Here is a 21,465-nt window from a genome sequence, read left to right as displayed (position 1 = left end):
CCAACGGCACACGGTGATCGCCAAGCTGCGCGCCAGGGTCGCAAGGCGCTGATCCCGGTGTGGACCGCCGTACAGGAACCAGACTTGTCGACCAATGCGGCGGGAGCGTCTGCGGCCGCTTCGGGTCGCCACGCGGTATCCCGTCCCCGCCGTTCATCCCTCACCACAAAGGATGCAAAGATGCCCGATCGTTCCGCGATGCTCGCCGGTGCGAGGGGGTGCGATGCTTCGCATCGAGCCCATTATAGTTCGCCACACCTCACGCACGTGCGCATACTGGTTAGGCGCCAGTTTTTCCGAGGGTTTAGCGGTTTCGCCGTCTGGGCTGATGTTCCGAGCAGCGCACTGCGCGATGTTTGCAGGAGTGCTGCGGGCACTCTTGAGGAGGCGGCACGATGAGGCCGGTGCAGTACACCGTGCGCGTGCCAATCAAGGTCGACAAGGCTATTCGGGCTCTGGCCAAGCGCGAAGAAATCAGCGTCTACGCGCTCGTCCAACGCTGTGTGCAGGTTGGTGCGGAGACCCTTGCCGTGCCGCCAGGATCTGACACGTCGGTGCAGGAGATCATCACGGAACTGGCAACGGCCAGTACGCGGTTGAGTGATGCCGAGCGGATGCTCGAGCGGGTGCTGTTCACCGCCTGCGCAGCGTATGGTTATGCGCGCGCCGCCGCCTTGGGGCTGGCAGAAAGCGATGAGACAATCACCGCAGAGATTAACGCGGCCCACCGTCGGCAAATGCTGCTAGCGCAGGAGGGCAAGCAATGATCGACTCGTCGGATCGCCGCATCCATGCTGATGCGCTGTACAAGCAGCACCAGGGGCGAAGTCTGACATACTTCAAGCGGCAAGCGATCGCCTTGCTGGTTTGCGTTGCCCTGGGTGCGATGGCCTTGCCAAGCGTTTTCACAGAACGGAACGTGGTTGGCGCGGCCGAGACCTATTATTGGGCGCGTGTCAAATCCTGGGCCGTCTCGGCCTGGACCGAAGATACCGGGGTCGATGTCAGACGGGGTAACCAGATCGATAAAGACCGGTCGGCGCGCGCGATCATCGCGCATCCTTATTTCGCCCGCAGCGCCCGGCAGGTTCGGACCTACGCCGTGTGGGGGAGTGTGCTGGGCTGCTTAGCCTGGCTCGGTATCCTGCTGGCCAGGCGCGACATGGCGTTGCGCCGCTATGGCCGCTTGCTGGCTGACAGATGGATGGCCGGGACGGCGATTACCACAGAAACGCGTCTCGCGCGGCGGACGGCCAAGGAGGCGGTACGCTTGCCCTTGTCGATCGGCACCGTGCCGATCCCGACGGAGCTGGAAACCCGCCACATGGCAATGATCGGCACGACCGGTTCGGGCAAGACGACTGCCCTGCGCCAGTTGCTCGACGCCATCGAGGCGCGCGGCGAGGCTGCCTTGGTCTACGACACCAGCGGGGAATTCATCGCCCACTATTACTGTCCCGAGCGGGGTGATATCGTCCTCAATCCTTTCGACGCCCGCTGCGCGTTCTGGTCGCCCTTTGCCGAGATCGCCCATCCTGCCGACGCAGACCGCATCGCCCGCCAGCTCATCACCGAGACTGGTACGCATGACAGCGATGTGTGGCTCGAAACCAGCCGTATCCTGGTTGCCAACATGCTTCGGGCCCTCTGGCGCGAGAAGAAATGGACATTGGCCGACTTGCTGGATGCCCTCCAAAACAGGAGCAAAGCCGATCTAAAAGCATGGCTTGCCGCCACCTCGTCAGCGCGGACTTTCGCTGACGATGCCGACCGGGCGACTGGCAGCGTGCTCTTCATGCTCGCCAAAGCCGCCGACCTGATCCAGTTCCTGCGTGTCGAGGACAGCGGGGGCGTGCCCTTTGCTTTCCGCGATTTCATACACGGGCTCGACAAGCGCGAGGGAGCCCGTCCCTGGATCTTCGTCCCGCGCAAGGAGGATTACTTCGAGGCCTCGAAGCCTTTGCTGGCCTGCTGGTTGGAGTGCGCGGCTAGCGCGGTGCTCGGCCTGGCGCCATCACCGGAGCGCCGCATCTGGTTTGTGCTTGATGAGCTTGCCGATCTGCCCCGGGTCGACAATCTGGCGCGACTGCTGCCCGAGGGCCGCAAGTTCGGCGCTGCCGTCATCCTCACCTTCCAGGCGCTCGGACAGATGCAGCATCGCTATGGGGCGCAGCTCGCCGAATCCATACTGGGGTGCTGCAACACCAAGCTGTTCCTGCAAACCATCGACGGAGAAACCCAGCAATGGGCGAGCCGCACCATAGGCGAGTGCGAGGTCGAGATCCGAACCATGACCGATGCCCTGGCTAAGCGCGAGGCAGGTTGGCGTACCACGTTGGGCAGCGTGCGCAAGGTCAACCCTCGCGTCTTGCCGAGTGAACTGCGCCTTCCCAAGTTCGAGGGTTACCTGCTTTTCCCCAATGGACTGCCGCTGGCCCGAATCAAGCTGACCGCCGATCATATCTCCCAGCGTGGACCTGCCCGCGTGCCGGGCTTCGTGCCCGGTGACCCCAGCCATACGCTATGGGAAAAAGCGACTGCTGCGGCACCACAGCAACTGCCTGCGCCGGCGCCTGCGACGCCCGCAACTGCTGCCGGGACTCCCGTCGCGCCAAGACAGCCGCCCAAGCGCCAGGAACCCAAAAGCCAGGGTCCCGTGTGATGGTCGCCTCCGTCTCGGCGCTGACCAATCCAGGGCAAGCCGTCAGCTACTACGAGGCCGACGACTTCCGCTCCCAGAGTGAAGTTTCGCCCTCGTATTGGCAAGGCCAGGGGGCCGCAGCACTGGGCCTCTCGGGCGAAGTGGACCGTGAGCAGTTCCGGGCAATGCTCGAAGGCCACATCGCTGGGCAGCAATTGGGTACCATGCGGGATGGCAACCGCGAACATCGTCCTGGATGGGACATCACATTGAGCGCGCCCAAGTCAGTGTCGATCATGGCCGAGGTCGCAGGCGACCAGCGGCTGATTGCCGCGCATCGGGAAGCTGTGCACATTGCCATGACCCACGTCGAGCAGCATATGGCCGCAACGCGTGTCCGGGAGGGCGGCCAAACCGTTCGCGAGTCAACCGGCAATCTGGTGATCGCAAGCTTCCAGCATGGTACCAGCCGGGGCCAGGATCCGCAGCTTCATACCCACAATGTGGTGATGAACGCGACACACGACGAAGATGGCAGGTGGCGCAGCCTGGAGCCTCGCGCGATTTATCAGCTGCAGAAGCAGATCGGCGCCATCTATGGGCAGGAACTGGCGCTCAAAGTCCGCGAGCTCGGCTATGAGATCGAAGCAGGCAAGAATTCCCAGTTTGAGATCAAAGGTGTCTCCAGTGAGATCATTGCAACCTTCAGCACCCGCAGTGCTGCCATTGAGGCCAAGCTGGCGGAGCGCGGCACTTCCCGCATCGAGGCCAGCGCGGCCGAAAAGCAGATAGCCACATTGGCCACGCGTCCCGCCAAGGTGGCTGCCGACCCTGCTGCTCTGGTCGAGGAATGGCGGGAGAAGGCGAGCAGGGCCGGATTCGACTCGGCGGCGCGATTAGGCCTGATCGAGCAGGCGCAGAAGAGGGCTGCAAGTTCGGCTTACCAAGGGGAACTGGCGATAGATGTGACCGTGGCCAATCGCGCTGTCGCCCAGGCTGCCGAGAAGCTGGGTGAGCGGCAATCGGTGTTCGCCAGTGCCGCCTTGCATGAGGAAGCGGGACGCATCGGACTGGGCAAGATCGGGTATGCCGAAATCAGTGCAGCCGTGAAAGCGGCCACCAGCGCTGGCAACCTGATCGAGCGGACATTCGTAGATCGTCGCGGCGCGGCGTTTTCCGGTTTCACCACCCGCGAGAATGTTGAGATCGAGACCAGCATGCTCAAGATCGAAGCCAAGGGGCGCGGGGCATTGGCGCCGATCGCCTCTCCACTCTCCGCTGCCAAGGCGGTTGCCAACGCTGCGATGCGGGCCGAGCGGGCAGGAATGGCCTGGAATGCAGAGCAGCGTGCTGCGACGCAGCAGTTACTCACCAGCCGTTGCCGGATTACGGCTTTGCAAGGATATGCCGGCACCGCCAAGACGACTACTGTCTTGGCGACGTTTGCGCGTGAGGCCGAAGCGCAAGGCGCATCGGTCAAGGCACTGGCACCAACGGCAGCGGCGGCTATGGTGCTGGGCGAAGCACTTGGCGCCAGGAGCGAAACGGTCGCTCGCCATTTGCTAACTCCGCAACGCACCAACTCGGGCCAGCCGGCAGTGTGGATCGTTGATGAGGCATCCTTGCTCTCTGCCCGCGACACGGCACGTTTGTTCGCGCAAGCAGAAAAGGACAACGCGCGCGTCATCCTTGTCGGCGACGTCCAGCAGTTGGGATCGGTTGAAGCAGGTGCAGCCTTCGCCCAGTTGCAAGGCGCCGGCATGAACACGGCAAGGCTGCATGACGTCGTCCGTCAGACCAACTTGGCGACCAAGGAAGCGGTCCTGGCTTCCATCGAAGGCGATGCAAGACGGGCACTTGCCGCGCTGGACCGGGGCGGCGGGCGCATCGTTGAAAGCGCTGACCGGGCCGAACGCTTTGCCGCCATGGCCACGCACTATGCCGCGCTGGACAAGGCAGTACGCGCACGCACGCTGGTGATCGAGCCATCACGCGAGGGCCGTGACGCGCTCACTGTCGAGATCCGTGATGCCTTGACCCGGGCAGGCGCATTGTCCGGCCCGGCGGTCAGAATGCGCAGCCTGGCGAACAAAGGACTAACCCGTGCCGATGCGCGTGACCCTTTGGCCTACGACAAGGGTGATATTGTGCGCTTCACGCGCGACTATGCCGACAAAGGCGTGGTCCGGGGTGAAGCCTATCGGGTCGAGTCGATCGACCCTGACAAGGCGGCCATCACGCTCAAATCCGAGGACGGGCGGGAGGTGGATTGGCGTCTGCGGCAATGGGGGGCAACCAACAGCCAGGCGTTCGTGCCGCAGAAGTTGGACTTGAAGGTTGGCGACCGTATCCAGTTCACCCGCAATGACCGTGAGGCAGGGCGCATCAACGGCGACCGCGGCGAGGTGATCGCCGTGGACGAGCAATCACGCAGCGCGACTATCCGAACGGCGCGGGGTAAAAAGGAGACGCTGCAGCTTGATTCAGCACGCGATCAGCACATCCGGCATGCCTATGTGGACACGGCCTTTGCAGCCCAGGGCCGCACCGCCGACCATGTCCTGATCCATTCCGATAGCAAGGCAACCAACCTGGTCGATCAAAAGAGCTTCTACGTCGGGTTATCCCGGGCCAGGGCCACTGCGACGGTCTTCACCAATGATCGTGACCGCCTGATTGCGGCAATCAGCGAGCGGGCTGGGCAGGTGCAGACGGCTGTGGCGCACGTTGCCAGCGCGATGCCGGCGCCCTCTGCGGCCAAGACGCTAGGCGCTGGGTTGGGCTGAAAGACAAAGAGGGTAGATACCTACCGTTGCCCGGAAATCTGCCATGAGATTTTGGTAGTCTTCCGAGTGTTCAGGTCGCGCCATCTGCGTAGGCATCCGCTGAGCGGCGCCTTGCCGGTTGGATGATATGTCGGTTTTGAGGTTGCACTCATTTGCGAACTTACCGCCCGCGTCAACGACGCCAATCCGCTCACCTGGTTCACCAACGTCCTCGCCAGAATTGCGTACATACGCCAGACCCGACTTCACGAACTCCTTCCATGGCACTGCAGGGTTGCTCAGCAGCGACACATACAAGGAAATTGCTGCCTGAATTCCGCCGGCTCCGCGCCAGCTAGCCGATGGGCATTCATCAAATCACGCCGGATCCCGACAAGGCCCCGATTAGCGCAAGCACTGCGCGTCACCGCGCTGCTTTCGCCCGCGCGGTGAGTTTGGTGGCGTCCGGACCCCGGAGATAGGCAGCGAAAGCACCGTTGGGACGCTCACACGGTGGAGTTTCGATGGCGGCAATGCCGATAGTTCCGCCATTGGCCGTGGTCGCCGGGTGGCCGTCAATCGGTCGGGTGATCATCAATCTCCTCTTATCGTGATCGTAGATGAGCTGGCCTCTCGCAGCCGTCTCGCCCAGCTTGCCGCCACGCGCGTCAGACCATCGGCCAGTTTTCCCAAGCGATGGCAGCAATCTCGGCGGGCACCGTAAACACAACATGGAAGTACCCAACAGCGGATCTTCGCCGCGTGCCGCCACCATATTCGCGGTGAAACCCGCGGCTTCCTCTAGATTTTGCGTTCTGTGGGATTGGGCAGGAAGACGGCCAATAACCCGATCGCGGGAAGGAATGCGCAAACCGCGTAGACCATGTCGATGCCCGATCGGTCAGCGACCTCGCCCAGGACTGCCGCACCTATGCCGCCCATTCCGAACGAGAAGCCGAAGAACAATCCCGAAATCATCCCTATTTTCCCCGGCACCAGTTCCTGCGCGAAGACGACGATCGCGGGAAAGGCTGATGCCAGGATAAGGCCGATCATGACCGTCAGCGGCCCCGTCCAGAACAGGCTGGCATGTGGCAACAGCAGCGTGAACGGCAGCGCGCCCAGGATCGAGAACCAGATCACATGTTTCCGACCGAACCTGTCTCCCAGCGGTCCACCTGCGATGGTTCCGACCGCGACCGCTCCAAGAAAGACAAACAGGTGCAACTGGGCCACCTGCACGCTCACTCCGAAACGATGGATCAGGTAGAACGTGAAGTAGCTGGTGAGGCTGGCCAGATAGACATATTTCGAGAAGATCAGGGCAAGCAGGATCGCAATCCCGCCGAGAGCCTTTTTCCTAGGCAGAGGTGGCGCAGCCCGCTTGCCAGCGACACTGAGCGAGAGACGTGCAAGGCCTTGATGCCTGTACCATTGGCCGACGTTCCACAAGATTGCACAGGACAGTAGCGCAAGCATTGCGAAGAACGCGAGGCTCGACTGGCCCCAGTGCATCACCACGATCGCGGCAGCCAGCGGGCCCAGCGCAGAGCCAGCATTTCCGCCCACCTGGAACATCGACTGGGCCAGACCATGGCGGCCACCTGCGGCCATTCGCGCCACGCGAGACGACTCAGGATGAAATACCGAGGAGCCCATGCCCAGCAGGGCCGCGCCGACCAGCAAGAGCCCGTAGCTGTGCGCAGCGGAAAGCAAGAGAAGCCCGGCCAATGAGAACAAGGTACCGCCGGGCAAAGCATTGGGGGTAGGGTGCTTGTCCGCGTAGAGTCCCACCAGGGGCTGCAGAATCGATGCCGTCATTTGGTAAACGAGGGTGACAAGGCCGATCTGGCTGAACGATAGGCCGAGCTCCGTCTTGAGATTGGGATAGATAGCCGGGAGCAGCGACTGCATCATGTCGTTGAGCAAATGACAGAAGCTGATCGCCACGATCACGCCATACACGGTAGTATCGGCTGATTGCGCGGCGGCTTTCGTAGCGTTCATGGCTGGCTCTCGTTGTTGGTGGTCGCGCCATTCCTTAGAGCGTTACAAGCTGTCCCGCATTCCGGTATGGGCCATTCACTTCTTCATGTGGGACATCCAAATGCCTTGGTCCGATCCAGCTTTGGTTGAGCATATCGACCGCCCCATTGTCGCTATCAGCAACGAATACCCTCCTGCATTCGAGCTAGATTGGCATCAGCATCGCCGCGGCCAGCTGCTTTATGCGGCTCGAGGTGTGGTAGTCGTCAGCACGCCACACGGCGCTTGGGTCGCTCCGCCCGAACGCGCCATCTGGACGCCTGGCGGTGTCAGCCATGCTGTGCGGATGGTCGGTGAAGTGAGCACGCGCAGCGTTCTAATCGAACCGGATGTGCCCGGCTCGCTGGGAAATGCCAACAAGGTCATCCCAGTCTCGCCGCTACTCCGCCACCTGCTGGAAGCCGCATGCGACATACCTCCCGAATATGATGTCGATGGGCGCGATGGTTTGGTCATGTCGCTTCTGCTCGCTGAACTTGCCCGAGCACCGACAATGCCGTTGGCCGTCCCCTTTCCCCAGCATGTCGAAATCGCGCGAAAATGCCGAACTTTCCTGGAAGCGCCTAGTGCCCACGATACGATCGACCAGTGGAGTTCCGATTTGGGGATGGGACGCCGCGCATTCACGCGTGCATTTCGACGTGAAACCGGGCTTAGCTTCGGTGCCTGGCGACAGCAAGCCTGCCTGCTCATCGCGCTGCCGCGCTTGGCTGCTGGAGATGCCGTGACAACCATTGCTTTTGACCTGGGCTATGAAAGCCCGGCTGCCTTTACGACAATGTTCAAACGCCTGATCGGAGTGGCGCCGAGTCATTACCGATCGAATAGCTAACGCAACCCCGGGCCGCGACTGGTCAGGCTTGCGGTGAACCAAGGACAGCTTTTGGCCGGTGGCAAAAGCAGCCGAACGGCAGAAATTTTGGATGGATTATGCTCCTCCCACCATTCTGGCAAAGCGGGCCAGTGGGATGCGGAAGGCGTTTGCGGAAAGCGGTATCGAACGCGTCTGCTGTTTCATGACCGATATCGTCGGCGGTCCGGTCCAGCGATTCGCCGCCGCGCTCAGCGCATCCTTGGCAATCGCCCTGCACCAACAGGTGAGACAGTCCGTCGGCGCGCGGTCAACGGCTAGGTCGAACCGCGCCGAAAAGGCTGGCGTTCTAGCGTGATGCGCGGTTCCAGCAGCGCGCGCATTGGATGATCAGGTTGGCTGGCAGGCATCAGCCTGAATCTGGGCACATGGTCCGGGGCGTTCGCAAGGCCCCCGGACCATGGTGCATCTGCATGCCTGGTCTGCCCGGCAGTTCGCCCGGGATGGCCATGGGCGGTGATGGCTATTGTACGCGGCCCCATCTCATTCAGAATCGACCTTCGAACGACAGGCCGATGATGCGGGGGTCGTTCACGACACCGCGGACGTGACCGTCGAGATCAACGAAGCTCTGGGTCGGCTTCTGGACGTTGAAGATATTGCTGACAATGACGAACGCCCCGAAATGGTCGCCTTGCCAGCCCAGCTTGGTGTTTACCAGCGTGCGGCCGCGGATATCCTGCTCCGGCGGGATCGCAGGCTGATTGACGATGTCCTGGAAATAGCCGCTGCGATAGTTCGCGTTGACGTTGGCGAAGAGCCCCGTGGGATGCTGCCAGGTTGCGCTGCCTGATACGGTCCAGTGGGGCGCCCTGCTGAACTGGTTGCCAGGCACGAACTGGAAGAGTGTCCCGGTCGAGGATGCGGCATCCTCGAAGCGGGTATTGCTGTAACCCGCCCCCAGGAAGAGATTGAGTTCCGGTGTGGGCCGCCCGCTGATTTCGAGTTCGGCACCATAGAGACGTGACTTGCCGGCGTTGACCACCTGTGTGTCGAACACCGACCCCGGCGTCAGTTGCACAGAGACCTGCTGGTCCTTCCAGGCGATATAATAGACGTTGGCGTTGACCGTCAGCTTGCGGTCGAACCATTGCGAGCGCGCGGCGAACTCATAGTTCCAGGTATATTCCGGATTGTATTCATAATACTGCCCGCGCTGCTGGTTGAGGCCGGACCCGCCGGCGCGATAACCGCGCTGCGCCGTCAGGCTAAGCGACACGTCGCGGGTCAGGTCATAGGTGATGCCCGCTTTGGGGAGCCAGGCCTGGTAAGTGACTGTGCGCTGGGGAAGAATGCTGGTGGCGTTCGCTGCGGTCGCCTGCAACAGGGCATTCAACTGGGTGACGATGGGCGCGAGTGCGGGGGGTAAGGCGCTTGGATCTGGCAATGCGCGGGTGATAGCAACGGTCTGGACAGAACCGCGATTCTGGCTTTCGTGATCGTAGCGCAGCCCGGCGATCAGGCGCAGCTTGTTGGTGAGGGGGAACGTCAGGTCGGCAAAGGCGGCATGGTTCTTGGTGAGGCGTGGTTGGGTGAGTGTGTTGGCGATCGGCACCGTGCCGCCATACAGATTGATGACCGTGTCGACCGTCGCCTGCGGCATCCCCATCCCCAGCAATGTCCGGTCGATCCCAAGGCGGCGTAATCCCAGATTTTGCGTGGCGCGGAAGAGATAATCGCGATTGTCGTCCCGCAGGTAATAGGCACCGACCAGGCCCTGTACCCAGCCTTTCTGGACGTTCAGGCGCAGTTCCTGCTGAAACGTCTTGCTCGGATCACGGATCATGCCGACCTGGCCCGGCGTGGCGCTGCGATCCTGATCGTAGGTATTGAGGCTGCGAATATTGCTGTAATTGGTGACCGAAGTGAGCTTGAAGCCACCGCCAAGGTCATAGTCGGCCTCAAGTGTCGCGATGTCGCTCTTGACGGTGAGGATGTCGGGAACGTCTTCGGTCGCAACGCGCTGCGTGAGCGTATAGGGTGCGTCAAATTGCGTCCAATCTGTGCCGCGTTGGTGGCGGTCATGCAGATAGGTCGCGACAATGCGCAGTCGGGGCAATGCCGCGGGGGTGAGCAGCAGCTTGCCGCGGATGGTCTCGGATTCGCGTCGGTCGCCATCGGTGTGCAACGTGACGTTTTGGACGAGGCCATCGGCGCGGGCAATCTCGCCAGCAATCCGGAACGCGAGTTGCCCATCGATAAGCGGACCGCCGATCGCCGCGCCCGCACGGCGTTGGCCGTCCTTGTCGGTCATGAGCAGCCGCGCCTTGCCGCTCCATTGATAGGTCGGATCGGTCGTCCGAATGATGACGGCTCCGGCTAACGCGTTACGCCCCTGCACGGTCGATTGCGGCCCACGGAACACCTCGACCTGCGCGATATCATAGAGATCGAGTGGCCCGACACTGAGCGCGACCTGCGGGAGAACGGCGCCATCCAGATATACGCTTGCCAGTGCGCCGTCGCCGCTGCCCGATACGTTGGACGCGTCAATGCCGCGGATCGAAAAGGTGGTGCGATTGCCGCTGATCGACAGGTTGGGGGTGCGCTCGAGGACGTCATAGACGCTCAGCAAATTCTGGCTGGTAATCGCCTGATTGGTCGTCACCGCGACGCTCGCCGGTGTGTCCTGCAGCGTCCGGTTCGATTTCTGCCCGGTAACGATGATTTCTGCCGCGCCTTGCTGACCAGCAGACTGATCTGCCGGGCTATTCGCTGGAACCATCTCCGGTGTGGCACCATGGGCCGTTCCCGCGGCTGTCAGAAGCATTGCAAGCGCGCCGAAGCGCGTGCCGATATTGGACATGGCTATTCCCCCGAGTTGGCTGCGCATCGACTATTAATGTTGCTCTTGAGAGTCAATTGCATTAATTAACTCTCGAAAACATCGAGATGGGGCGACAATGAGCTTGTTTGGAGATACATTCGCGCCGGTTGGCGGCACTGGCATCAACCAGGCATACCCTGGGTGGCGAGGGGCCTGGTGATTCCGTTTCTGACGTCCGCCCTGTTCGTGGGTGCAGGTATTGGCGGAAGCTGGTTCCTGCGATGCGCTTGGACAGACCGGGAGCGGGAGCGCCCTGACTTCAGGCTTGCCGGCTGGGGCATATTGGTCGGTGCTCTGCTCGCATCAGCGGTCTGGATCGGGCCGATGCTCGGCCTCGCCTACGCCCTGACGCTGTTGCCTGTGGGCAGTCTGCTGGTTGTGGTGCACGGCGCAACCAGACGCGCGGCGCGCGAATCCCGGCGAGCGCAGCTTGCCCCTGAGTCGCTGGACGGCACGTCGCGCGCATGGCGCGGTTGGCTCAAGGCCCTTCTGGCCGGGCCCCTCGGGATGCTCGCGGCCATGGGGCTTGCTTTCTGCTATGCCGCCTGGGCGCCCGGTGCGATTCAAACCCGCCTGTTAATCGCCGCCCTGCTAGTCCCGGCGCTCTGGGGGCTGGCCATGACTTGGACTCTCGCTGACCAGCGGATTATCCGGGCGACGGCCGTGCTGGGGGGCACAACCATCCTCGGTTTTGGCCTCGCCTTTCTGGGAGGCATCGCATGAGCCGTCCTGCCGAACGCCCACGTGGCGGCCTTTGGCGTAGCGAGATCGTGCGCGCCGTGCTGAACGGCCATTCTGTGCTGGGCATCGCCTTTGCCGCCGTGATTTACATCGTCTGCCTGAGTGGCACGCTCAGCGTCTTCGTGCGTGATTTTCAGCGGTGGGAGCAACCGGCCGCCCCGACCTTCCCGGTCGCCAGCGATGCGGCGATCGGACGCGCTGTCGTCGAGATGGGAAGCAGGGCTGGGACCGACAAGAATTTCTACGTTCTGCTGCCAAGTGACGACTTCCCGCGTCTTCTGCTCTCGTCGGGCAATGACGCGGATGACGAGGCTTGGTACGCCGATGCCAATGGCCATCTCGCCATGCGCGCGAAATCGCCCTGGACTGACTTTCTGGTCGATCTGCACACGCGGTTGCACCTGCCGCAGACCTTGGGGCGCTTTCTGGTCGGCCTGACGGGAGTTGCGCTCCTTTCGTCGCTGATTTCCGGTATTCTTGCCCATCCCCGTATCTTCCGGGACGCCTTTTACTTGCGGCTTGGCGGGTCGCTGCGGCTGGAGCAGGCGGATTTGCATAACCGTCTCGGTGTCTGGCCGCTGCCTTTTCATATCATCGTCTCACTCACCGGCGCACTCTTGGGACTGAGCACCGTGATCGTCGGCATTCTTGCGCTCCTGTTGTTTCGTGGCGACAGTCAGCAGATATATGCGTTGCTGGCACCGCCGCAGGCGAAGGAAGACGCCCGGCCAGCACCCATGCCCGATGTAGCGACGCTGATTGCCGTAGCGCGCGACCGTGCGCCCGGTGCGCAACTGCGCCAGATCGAGGTCAGCCACTGGAGCCGCCGCGATATGCGGCTGGAACTGTCGGCATCGCGGCGCCGGTTGATCGCGCAGCAGGACAATATCACCTTTGATGCCACCGGCAGGATAGTTGCCGAAAAGCATCCCGCGGGCCTGACCGTCGGTGAACGGATACTTGGCGCGCTGGGCCGGCTGCATTTTGGCTGGTTCGGTGGGATGGCCGTTCGCATCGCCTATGGGTTGTTGGGTCTGGCGCTCTGCGTCGTCACTGCATCGGGGATCACCATTTGGCTGGCGCGGCGGCGCGACAAAGGGCGAGCGGCACCAGGATGGGAGCGGCTGTGGGCGGCGATCAGTTGGGGACAACCGGTCGCAATAGCCACGACGGTGCTGCTTGCGCTGCTGCTCCATGGCCGGATGCCGGACGGGACCTTGGTAGCGGTCTGGGTAACGGTCACGCTTCTCTCAGCGATCATCGCGTCTGCGCTAACGGCGAGCTCCGCAGCCGACTTGGCCAGTGCGGGACGCATTGCCACCGGTGTGCTGCTGCTGGCCTCAGCGGGAATACATGCGACGCAGTTCATGCACGGCGCGACAGACTTCGCGGGTTTTGTTGTAGATGGCGTCATCGTCATCACTGCAATTGGGCTGCTGCGATCAAGCTGGCCGCGTGGGCTGCTCTGAGGGTCAAATCATGGGAATGGGTCGCGGCAATCTTTGCGCCCATTTCCAGGAAAGAATTCTGGTGCGCCGGAAGGTCAAGCATGCACCTTCGGCGCAGTCCAACTGGTCAATCGCTGGACTACGGCGCCATAACAACCATCCTCCTGCATCAAATGAGCAGGGTCTTGCAGGTAAAAACCTACTCACTTCATGCTGTGGGCGGTACTATTATCGGCGGTCATACGCTGTTCCTGCTGTTGGCTGCTATCCTGTGCCCGAATGCGTGAAAGGTGCTTTGGCTTCAGGCGATCGTGCAAAAAACATTGCGGAATTTGCAGCATCTGCCGCGTTCGTTACTTCGGAAACGTTGCCGCCAGTTGGTCGATCAGCGCGCGCACCGCAGGGGTCACCAGTGGCACCTCGGGCATCGGCCTTGCCACCGCGCGGTCGTTCGCCGCAGCGGGAGCCTCGGTGTTCATCACCGGACGCCGCCAGGACGCACTGGATGCGGCGGTGAAAGTGATCGGCGGCCGGGTAACCGCCGTGCGTGGCGATATGTCGAAGCTTGCCGATATCGACTGCCTCTACGATGCGGTTCAGCAGCGCCATAGCCAGATCGATGTGATCTTCGCCAATGCGGGTGGTGGCGGCTTTGCCCCGTTGGACGCAACAGCGAGGAACACTATCAGCAGACGTTCGACACCAATGTGAAGGGCGTTCTGTTCACCGTGCAAAAGGCTTTGCCACTGCTGCGCGATGGCGCCTCGGTGGTGCTCACCAGCTCGGTCACCGCGATCACCGGCGCGGCGGCCTTCAGCGTCTATTCGGCCACCAAGGCGGCGGTGCGCAATTTCGCCCGCAGCTGAATCCTTGACCTCAAGGACCGCAAAATCCGCGTCAACACCGTCAGCCCGGGGCCGATCGAGACGGCGGGCCTGGTTGAACTGGCGGGCTCTGACGCCGCAGCCCAGCAGGGCCTACTCGATTTCACGGCTGGGCAGGTGCCGCTCGGCCGCGTGGGCCAGCCCGAAGAAGTCGCCAAAGTAGTGCTGTTTCTTGCCTCCGACCAGTCGAGCTATGTCAATGGCATCGAACTGTTCGTTGATGGAGGCATGGCCCAGATCTGATCCGGACAGGACGGCGCCGCCCAGCTTAGCCGGAAGCGCCGTCCCTCCTTGTCGCTGGACCATCATGATACAGGCGCCCGATTGCGTCGGCTGGGTCAGCGCAATGTGCGCTCGCAAACTTGGGCAAGTTTTCGGCTATGGTGACGATACGCGCCGTCGCAGGGCCGTTGCCAGACCTTAAGCGAAATTAGCGTGCTTGAGACATCGCCCGGCATTGCCGGGCCAGCGCCGCAAGCACATTTGGTGCGGATCGCAGCCTGACCGATCAAAGCTAGGCGTGCTCCCCTGATTTGACCCCAATCGTCTCTCTGTGTGGCGAAATCGGCCAACTCAGCGTCATCTGCTCCATTGCTGCAGCTTGGTCAGCGCCTCATCAAGCGCGGAGAGAAAGCGTGAGCGATCGGCCTTGCTGAACGGGGCGGGGCCGCCCAACTGCTCGCCACCGGCGCGCAGATCGGACATGATTGCCCGCATGGCGATGGCGCTACCGATTGAGGCGCTCGTGAAGGGTTTGCCAGTTGGTGCGATGACCGTGGCGCCCAATTTCAGGCAACGATCGGCCAGCAGAATGTCGGCGGTGACTACCAACGTGTCGGCGAGGGTGTTCTCGACGATCCAATCGTCGGCCGCGTCGAATGCGTCGCTCACGACCTTGCGCGATATGAGCGCGTCGTGCGGCACCCGAATCGGGCTGTTGCTGACGACAACCACAGGAACCTTGTAGCGGAGCGCTACCTTGTAGGTTTCCTCTTTCACCGGGCAGGCGTCGGCGTCGATCAGTATCTGCATCATGACCTACCGTAGAGCATCGCACGAAAGAGGGGGAACCGGTTTTTTGCCAAAAATGCTGCGACACCATCATCCTGGGCCCTGCGGTATGGTTGCCAAGCGCGCTGCTAACGCTGCCGCGCAATGGCCGCCGGCGCTCGCCAGCAGTGGCGCAGCGATCGCATGGCGGTGCCGCGGCAAGCCCCCGACATTGCCGCATCAGACCGCGCACCGCGCCGTTGAGGTCGGTCTCAAAGCGCCGGTTCGAACACCGCATTGAGATAGGCCGCGATCCGCACCCCGGCGCGCTTGAGGCGGTCCTCGATCTCGGGACGGTGCTGGTAGGCGTAGCTCCACGACAGTGCCGGGTCGGTGGGGTAGATGGTCTTGCGCAGGGCCACGCTCTCGCGGATCCAGACGTGCGGATCGCGCTGGTTCCAGGCCACCACCTGGGCCGGGGTGATCGCGCGGGCGAGCCAGCCGGCATATTCGGAATAGGACAGGCCCTGCTGCTCGATCAGGGCCGAGTCCCACACGCTGTGGAGGTTTGTCGGCTTGCCGAACCAGGTGACCTGGACGGTATTGCCGCCACGATCGGTGCCGGCGCCGGCGTGCAGAGGCTGGTGCAGATCGCCGATGATATGGACGATGAAGCGCAGGGCCATGCGCCGCTGTTCGATCGGCACTGACGGGTCGCGCAAGGTCGCGGTAAACCGGGCGAGGGCTGTCATCGCATCGCCTTCGGGCGGGGCGTCACTGGCGACATAGTCGTCTCCCTTGACCGTGACATAGTGCCACGGGCTGGCCTGCCTCTGCCAGAACGGGTCGGGATCGGATTTCATCTCGTCGGGCCAGGTTGCCGCCTGGGCCAGGTCTTCCGAGCCGAGCAGGAGGTGGACTTGCGCGCGCGCCAGGCCACTGAGGTTGGCATCGGCGATCGCGCCGGTGATGCGATGGCCTTCGGGACCCCAGGCGTGGGCGGGCGAAGCCAGCGCCAGCGAGAGAACAACCATCAAGGATCGGCGCATGCGTCTGTTCTCCAAGGAGATTGCGATCGAGCGTCGTTAGCGGGGCGCCGCGATGGGGACAACGGCGCTGCGACGGGGCGCAGCGCTACGGGCTTGGTCGCTCGTCGGATGGACCGCGCTGAGACCACTGATGCGACTGCTGCTGGGGAGGTCAACCTCGTCGTCACAGAAGAGCGTGCGGCAGAGAATCTGCGCCAGACTGGCCGATTGTACGCCAGCCTGCGAGAGCGGCAAGTAGCTGTTGCCTTTGGTGAAATTGCTGCCTTCTTAAGAGGCCTTGCCGCGCTGGCATCGGGCCGCGCGGATTGAGCAAGGCGCGTGATGTCCAGTCCCTCTTCCCTTTCCCGCAGCGCGTCGCCCGAGCATGCTCCTGGTGCATCGCGTGGTACGCGCATGCTGCGCACTGCATTCGGGCCGCGCATTTGCGCCTGGCTCGATGATCCCGTGGTGGTTGAAGTCATGCTTAACCCTGATGGCCGGCTGTGGCTCGACCGGCTTGGTGAGGGGCTGGTGGCAACGACCGAAACCCTTTCAGGCGAGGATGCCGAGCGCATCGTACGGCTTGTGGCGCACCATGTCGGTGCTGAAGTTCATGGCCGGGCTCCGCGTATCTCGGCGGAGCTGCCGGAAAGCGGAGCCCGTTTCGAAGGCCTGCTGCCGCCGGTGGTGGCCGCGCCGAGCTTTGCCCTTCGCAAGCCCGCCAGCGCGGTCTTTACGCTGGGCGATTATGTCGCGGCCGGCATTTGTCGCCCCGACCAGGCCGAGGCGCTGCGCAACGCGGTGGCATCACGTGCCAACATTCTCGTGGCGGGTGGGACTTCGAGCGGCAAGACCACGCTGGTCAATGCCCTGCTCGCCGAAGTGGCGCGCTCGCCCGACCGGGTCGTGTTGATCGAGGACACCCGCGAGCTGCAGTGCACCGCGCCCAATCTCGTCGCCCTGCGCACGGGCGATGGTATCGCCACGCTGTCCGAATTGGTCCGTTCGGCGCTACGGCTGCGGCCAGATCGCATTCCCATCGGCGAAGTGCGCGGCGGCGAAGCGCTCGATCTCGTCAAGGCCTGGGGCACCGGTCATCCCGGTGGCATCAGCACGATCCATGCCGGATCCGCGCTCGCGGCTTTGCGCCGCCTCGAACAGCTCATCCAGGAACGCGTCGTGACGGTGCCGCGCGCCCTGATTGCCGAAACCATCGATGTCATCGCGGTGCTCGTTCGCGACGGGCCGGCCCGCCACCTTGCCGACCTCGTCGCAGTCACTGGCCTTGCTGCCAACGGCGATTACCAGTTCGCCCCGCTCGCTGCGTCCGCGGGGCATGCCCCTTCCATCCTACCTGAAGGAACCCTGCTATGAATGCGCGTTGCCATCTTTTCCGCCGGCGCTGCCTCGTTCCGCTGCTCCTCCCTGCCGTGTTGACGGTATCGGCGGGCACGGCTCATGCTTCAGGTGCCTCGATGCCCTGGGAGGCGCCGCTGCAGTCGATCCTGGAATCGATCCAGGGGCCGGTTGCCAAGATCATTGCCGTGATCATCATCATCGCTGCCGGGCTCTCGCTGGCATTCGGCGATACCTCGGGCGGCTTCCGGCGTCTGATCCAGATCGTCTTCGGCCTCTCAATTGCGTTCGCCTCCTCGTCCTTCTTCCTCTCGTTCTTCTCGTTTGGCGGCGGGGCCGTGCTGTGAGCGAGGACGGTCTCGATCCCGCCATCGTGCCAGGCTTTGCCGTGCCGGTGCACCGCGCCCTGGTCGAACCGATCCTGCTCGCCGGCGCACCGCGTGGCCTGGCGATCGTCAATGCCACGCTGGCCGGTGCGGTCGGGCTGGGCTTGCGGCTGTGGCTGGTCGGTCTGGCCCTGCTGGCGGTGGGCCATGGGCTTGGCGTTTGGGCTGGACGCCGCGATCCCCAATTCGTGGACGTCGCGCGGCGCCATCTGCGCTTCCCGGCCTATTTTGCGGTGTGAGGGTGTCATGATGTCGCTGCGCGAATATCGCTCGGGTGCCAGCCGCCTTGCCGACTTCCTGCCCTGGGCCGCGCTGGTCGCGCCCGGTATCGTGCTCAACAAGGACGGCAGTTTCCAGCGCACAGCGCGCTTCCGCGGTCCCGATCTCGATTCTGCCACCCCGGCCGAACTTGTCGCCGTCACGGCCCGGCTCAATGCCGCGCTGCGCCGCCTCGGGTCGGGCTGGGCGATCTTTGTCGAGGCTGCCCGCGATCCGGCGCGTGGCTATCCCGACGATGCCTTTCCCGATCCCGTCTCCGCGCTGGTCGAGCGCGAGCGAGCGGCCCAGTTTGCCGAGCATGGCGCCCATTTTGAAAGCCGCTATTACCTGACGCTCACCTGGCTGCCGCCGGCCGAGGACGCCGCGCGCGCTGAAAGCTGGCTGTTCGAAGGCCGCGTAGGGCAAAGCGGCAATGCCGGTGACTGGCTGCAGGGTTTTGCTGATCGCACTGAGCGCCTGCTGCGTCTGGTCGAGGGGTTCCTCCCCGAAGTCGCCTGGCTCGATGATGCGGCAACGCTGCGCTACCTCCATGCCTGCGTTTCGACTCGTCGCCACGCCGTCCGCGTCCCCGAGATCCCGGTCTATCTCGACGCGCTGCTCGCCGACGAGCCGCTGGTCGGTGGCCTCGCGCCGCGCCTGGGCGCAGCGCACTTGCGTTCATTGAGCGTAATCGGATTTCCGTCGGCGACCTTTCCCGGCATTCTCGACGAGCTCAATCGCCTGGCGTTTGCCTACCGCTGGGTGACCCGCGCGATCATGCTCGACAAGACTGATGCGACGCGCCTGCTCACCCGCATTCGCCGCCAGTGGTTTGCCAAGCGCAAGTCGCTGGGCGCGATCATCAAGGAAGTCATGACCAACGAAGCGGCTGTCCTGGTCGATAACGATGCTGCCAACAAGGCGCTCGATGCCGACCTGGCGCTACAGGAACTCGGAGCCGATCATGCCGGCGCCGCCTATGTCACAGCGACGGTCACTGTGTGGGACGAGGATCCGACCCTGGCCACCGAGAAGCTGCGGCAGGTCGAGAAAGTGCTGCAGGGCCGCGATTTCACCGTGATCAGCGAGACAATGAATGCGCTAGAGGCGTGGCTCGGCACGCTGCCCGGCCAAGTCTATGCCAATGTCCGCCAGCCGCCGGTCTCGACGCTCAATCTCGCCCACATGATCCCGTTGTCGGCGGTCTGGGCCGGGCCCGACGAAGATCCGCACTGGCACGCTCCGCCACTGTTCCATGCCCGGACCGAGGGCACGACGCCATTCCGCTTCGCGCTCCATGTCGGCGATGTCGGCCATTGCCTGGTGATCGGCCCGACCGGTGCGGGCAAGTCGGTGCTGCTGGCGTTTATGGCCCTGCAATTTCGCCGTTATCCCGAGGCGCGGATCTTTGCGTTCGATTTTGGCGGAGCGATCCGTGCAACCACCCTGGCGTGTGGCGGCACCTGGCAGGACCTGGGCCAGACCATCGTGGGCCAAGCCCCGGCCAGCACCAAAAGCATGGAGCCTCCCGAGCGTCTTGGCCTCGCGCTGCAGCCGCTGGCGCGGATCGACGATGCAGCCGAACGGGCCTGGGCGCTCGATTGGCTGCTGGCCATCCTCGGCGGCGAAGGCATTGTCGTCGATCCTGCCATCAAGGCCCATGTCTGGAGCGCGCTGGTCTCGCTGGCCTCGGCCCCGCCGGTCGAACGCACGCTCACCGGGCTCACTATTCTGCTCCAGCGCCAGGACCTCAAGCAGGCGCTCGCGCCCTGGTGCCTGGGCGGGGCGTTTGGCTCCCTGCTCGATGGCGAGCACGAAGACCTTGGCGAAGCGACGTTCCAGTCTTTCGAGACCGAGGGGCTCGCCGGTTCGGCGGCAGCACCGGTGGTTCTGGCCTATCTCTTCCACTGCATCGATCGCCGGCTCGACGGTGCGCCGACGCTGATCATCATCGACGAAGGCTGGCTGGCACTCGACAGTCCGGCCTTTGCCGCCCAGCTGCGCGCCTGGCTCAAGACCTTGCGCAAGAAGAATGCCTGCGTGGTCTTTGCCACGCAGAGCCTCGCCGATATCGCCGGATCGACCATCGCGCCGGCCATTATCGAAAGCTGCCCGACGCGGCTGTTCCTGCCCAATGCCCGGGCCCGCGAGCCCCAGATCCTCGGGCTCTACCGCCGTTTCGGCCTCAACGATCGCCAGATCGCGATCCTCAGCGAAGCCACGCCCAAGCGCGACTACTACTGCCAGTCGCGGAGCGGCAACCGCCTGTTCGAACTCGGGCTGGGTGAGATTGCCCTGGCCTTTGCCGCAGCCGGGGGGCCGCGCGATCAGCAGGCGATCACCGCATTGGCCGAGGCCGGGGCAGGCACGCCTTTTGCGCTCGCCTGGCTGCGCGCCCGCGGCCTCGACTGGGCAGCCGAACTGCTCCCTGAAATTCTGCCACCTGCTGCGGAGAACCTGCTGCGATGAGTGTTCATCTGGGGCGCGCGCTGCGCGCTGTCACCGCATGGCTGGGAGCCAGTCTGCTGGCCGTCTTGCCTGGGCCAGCCCAGGCCCAGTTCAGCGGCATTGTCTATGACCCGTCCAACTACGCGCAGAACGTGCTCACGGCCGCGCGCGCCTTGCAGCAGGTCAACAACCAGTTGCGCCAGATCGAGAACCAGACCCAGTCGCTGCTCAACGAGGCGCGCAATCTCACCAGCCTGCCACTGTCGTTGGTCGCGCCGATCCAGCAGCAGCTCGACCAGACCCGGCAACTGCTCCGCCAGGCGCAGCGGCTGAGCTACAATGTCGATACGGTTCAGTCGGGCTTTTCCGCCCGCTATCGCGCGATCGACCTGTCGGCGTCTGACCAGGCGCTCGTCAGCGGTGCGCAAAGCCGCTGGCAGGACAGTGTCGCGGCATTCGAGGATGCGCTCAAGACTCAGGCCCTGACGGTCGGCCATCTCGATACGACGCGTCAGTCGCTGACCAGTCTGATGCAGGCGAGTCACGATGCCACAGGCGCGCTGCAGGCGATCGAAGCGGGCAACCAGATCCTGGCGGTGCAATCGCAGCAGCTTGCCGACCTTGCAGCTACGCTGGTTGCCCAGGGGCGTGCCCAGACTCTCGACGCGGCGGCGGCAGCTGCAGCCAAGGCCCAGGCGCGTGAGCAGTTGCGTCGCTTCCTGGCTCCCGGCCACGGCTATGTCGCTGAGCCAGTCACGCTGTTTCACGAGTAACGG

18 protein-coding genes and 1 pseudogene are annotated in these 21,465 nt (G+C 63.5%); 14 read left to right on the top strand and 5 right to left on the bottom strand.

The genetic code is table 11. From position 1 onward, the window contains the following. Positions 1–395 precede the first annotated feature (395 nt). The 4 genes from IP65_RS15925 to IP65_RS20960 all read left to right on the top strand — a co-directional run bounded on the left by IP65_RS15925 (position 396) and on the right by IP65_RS20960 (position 5,859). Positions 396–767: a hypothetical protein gene (locus IP65_RS15925; RefSeq protein WP_054132304.1), complete on the top strand. Its 372-nt coding sequence runs from the start codon at positions 396–398 to the stop codon at positions 765–767. Then, positions 764–2,662 (top strand): type IV secretion system DNA-binding domain-containing protein, encoded by a 1,899-nt coding sequence (locus tag IP65_RS15920; protein WP_054132303.1) that lies wholly within the window; start codon positions 764–766, stop codon positions 2,660–2,662. Before IP65_RS15925 ends, IP65_RS15920 begins: the two co-directional genes overlap by 4 nt. Beyond that, entirely contained in the window at positions 2,662–5,427 is a 2,766-nt protein-coding gene (mobF, locus tag IP65_RS15915; RefSeq protein ID WP_054132302.1) for a MobF family relaxase, read from the top strand. Before IP65_RS15920 ends, mobF begins: the two co-directional genes overlap by 1 nt. Before the next feature lie 150 nt (positions 5,428–5,577). Further along, positions 5,578–5,859 carry a transposase domain-containing protein gene (locus tag IP65_RS20960; protein ID WP_082350201.1) on the top strand — a complete coding sequence of 94 codons (282 nt, stop codon included), beginning with the start codon at positions 5,578–5,580 and terminating at the stop codon, positions 5,857–5,859. A gap of 348 nt (positions 5,860–6,207) precedes the next feature. On the opposite strand, the gene IP65_RS15910 is transcribed toward IP65_RS20960, so the two are convergent. Next, a complete protein-coding gene (locus IP65_RS15910; RefSeq protein WP_054132301.1) occupies positions 6,208–7,413 on the bottom strand; it encodes an MFS transporter in 1,206 nt (401 codons plus the stop codon). Between IP65_RS15910 and IP65_RS20950 the strand changes: the two genes are divergently transcribed. Both IP65_RS20950 and IP65_RS15905 read left to right on the top strand, forming a co-directional pair. Then, a complete protein-coding gene (locus IP65_RS20950; protein WP_231627746.1) occupies positions 7,412–8,284 on the top strand; it encodes a helix-turn-helix domain-containing protein in 873 nt (290 codons plus the stop codon). The genes IP65_RS15910 and IP65_RS20950 overlap by 2 nt on opposite strands. 58 nt (positions 8,285–8,342) lie before the next feature. Further along, positions 8,343–8,621, top strand: a complete 279-nt coding sequence (locus IP65_RS15905; protein WP_156306646.1) for a hypothetical protein — start codon at positions 8,343–8,345, stop codon at positions 8,619–8,621. Between the two features lie 189 nt (positions 8,622–8,810). On the opposite strand, the gene IP65_RS15900 is transcribed toward IP65_RS15905, so the two are convergent. After that, complete coding sequence (locus IP65_RS15900; RefSeq protein WP_231627745.1) at positions 8,811–11,156, bottom strand: TonB-dependent receptor; 2,346 nt, start codon at positions 11,154–11,156, stop codon at positions 8,811–8,813. 150 nt (positions 11,157–11,306) lie between these two features. Here IP65_RS15900 and IP65_RS15895 point away from each other — a divergent pair, with 150 nt between their 5' ends. After that, positions 11,307–11,873, top strand: a complete 567-nt coding sequence (locus tag IP65_RS15895; protein WP_054132319.1) for a hypothetical protein — start codon at positions 11,307–11,309, stop codon at positions 11,871–11,873. Next, on the top strand, positions 11,870–13,360 hold the full coding sequence (locus IP65_RS15890; protein ID WP_054132299.1) for a PepSY domain-containing protein: 1,491 nt from the start codon (positions 11,870–11,872) through the stop codon (positions 13,358–13,360). Before IP65_RS15895 ends, IP65_RS15890 begins: the two co-directional genes overlap by 4 nt. 332 nt (positions 13,361–13,692) lie before the next feature. Here the strand turns inward: IP65_RS15890 and IP65_RS22140 are convergent, their stop codons facing one another. Continuing rightward, the gene (locus tag IP65_RS22140) at positions 13,693–13,818 is read right to left on the bottom strand and encodes a hypothetical protein (RefSeq protein ID WP_255352221.1); all 126 of its coding nucleotides are present in this window, start codon (positions 13,816–13,818) and stop codon (positions 13,693–13,695) included. Here IP65_RS22140 and IP65_RS15880 point away from each other — a divergent pair. Then, positions 13,766–14,466: pseudogene (locus IP65_RS15880) on the top strand (SDR family oxidoreductase). The gene IP65_RS22140 and the pseudogene IP65_RS15880 sit on opposite strands and share 53 nt — an antisense overlap. A 336-nt stretch (positions 14,467–14,802) precedes the next feature. Here IP65_RS15880 and IP65_RS15875 read toward each other — a convergent pair. Beyond that, positions 14,803–15,255 carry a YaiI/YqxD family protein gene (locus IP65_RS15875; protein ID WP_054132318.1) on the bottom strand — a complete coding sequence of 151 codons (453 nt, stop codon included), beginning with the start codon at positions 15,253–15,255 and terminating at the stop codon, positions 14,803–14,805. A 230-nt stretch (positions 15,256–15,485) separates the two neighbouring features. Further along, entirely contained in the window at positions 15,486–16,262 is a 777-nt protein-coding gene (locus IP65_RS15870) for a S1/P1 nuclease (RefSeq protein WP_054132297.1), read from the bottom strand. A gap of 321 nt (positions 16,263–16,583) precedes the next feature. On the opposite strand from IP65_RS15870, the gene trbB reads away from it, so the two are divergent. Genes trbB through trbJ form a run of 5 tightly spaced genes read left to right on the top strand, consistent with a single transcriptional unit; the run spans position 16,584 to position 21,462 of the window. After that, positions 16,584–17,615, top strand: coding sequence for a P-type conjugative transfer ATPase TrbB (trbB, locus tag IP65_RS15865; RefSeq protein WP_054132296.1), 1,032 nt, complete (start codon positions 16,584–16,586; stop codon positions 17,613–17,615). Continuing rightward, entirely contained in the window at positions 17,612–17,944 is a 333-nt protein-coding gene (locus IP65_RS15860; RefSeq protein WP_054132295.1) for a TrbC/VirB2 family protein, read from the top strand. Before trbB ends, IP65_RS15860 begins: the two co-directional genes overlap by 4 nt. Further along, positions 17,941–18,222 carry a VirB3 family type IV secretion system protein gene (locus IP65_RS15855; RefSeq protein ID WP_054132294.1) on the top strand — a complete coding sequence of 94 codons (282 nt, stop codon included), beginning with the start codon at positions 17,941–17,943 and terminating at the stop codon, positions 18,220–18,222. The genes IP65_RS15860 and IP65_RS15855 overlap by 4 nt, the downstream gene beginning before the upstream one ends. A 7-nt stretch (positions 18,223–18,229) precedes the next feature. After that, positions 18,230–20,710, top strand: a complete 2,481-nt coding sequence (gene trbE / locus IP65_RS15850) for a conjugal transfer protein TrbE (protein ID WP_054132293.1) — start codon at positions 18,230–18,232, stop codon at positions 20,708–20,710. Next, on the top strand, positions 20,707–21,462 hold the full coding sequence (gene trbJ, locus IP65_RS15845; RefSeq protein WP_054132292.1) for a P-type conjugative transfer protein TrbJ: 756 nt from the start codon (positions 20,707–20,709) through the stop codon (positions 21,460–21,462). The genes trbE and trbJ overlap by 4 nt, the downstream gene beginning before the upstream one ends. The last annotated feature ends 3 nt before the right edge of the window (positions 21,463–21,465 follow it).

Origin of the sequence: Novosphingobium sp. AAP1, from assembly GCF_001295765.1 — a bacterium.
In the GTDB taxonomy this organism is placed as follows: domain Bacteria; phylum Pseudomonadota; class Alphaproteobacteria; order Sphingomonadales; family Sphingomonadaceae; genus Novosphingobium; species Novosphingobium capsulatum.
The sequence above is the reverse complement of the archived record's forward strand: the minus strand, read 5'-3'. Positions and strand labels throughout refer to the sequence as shown.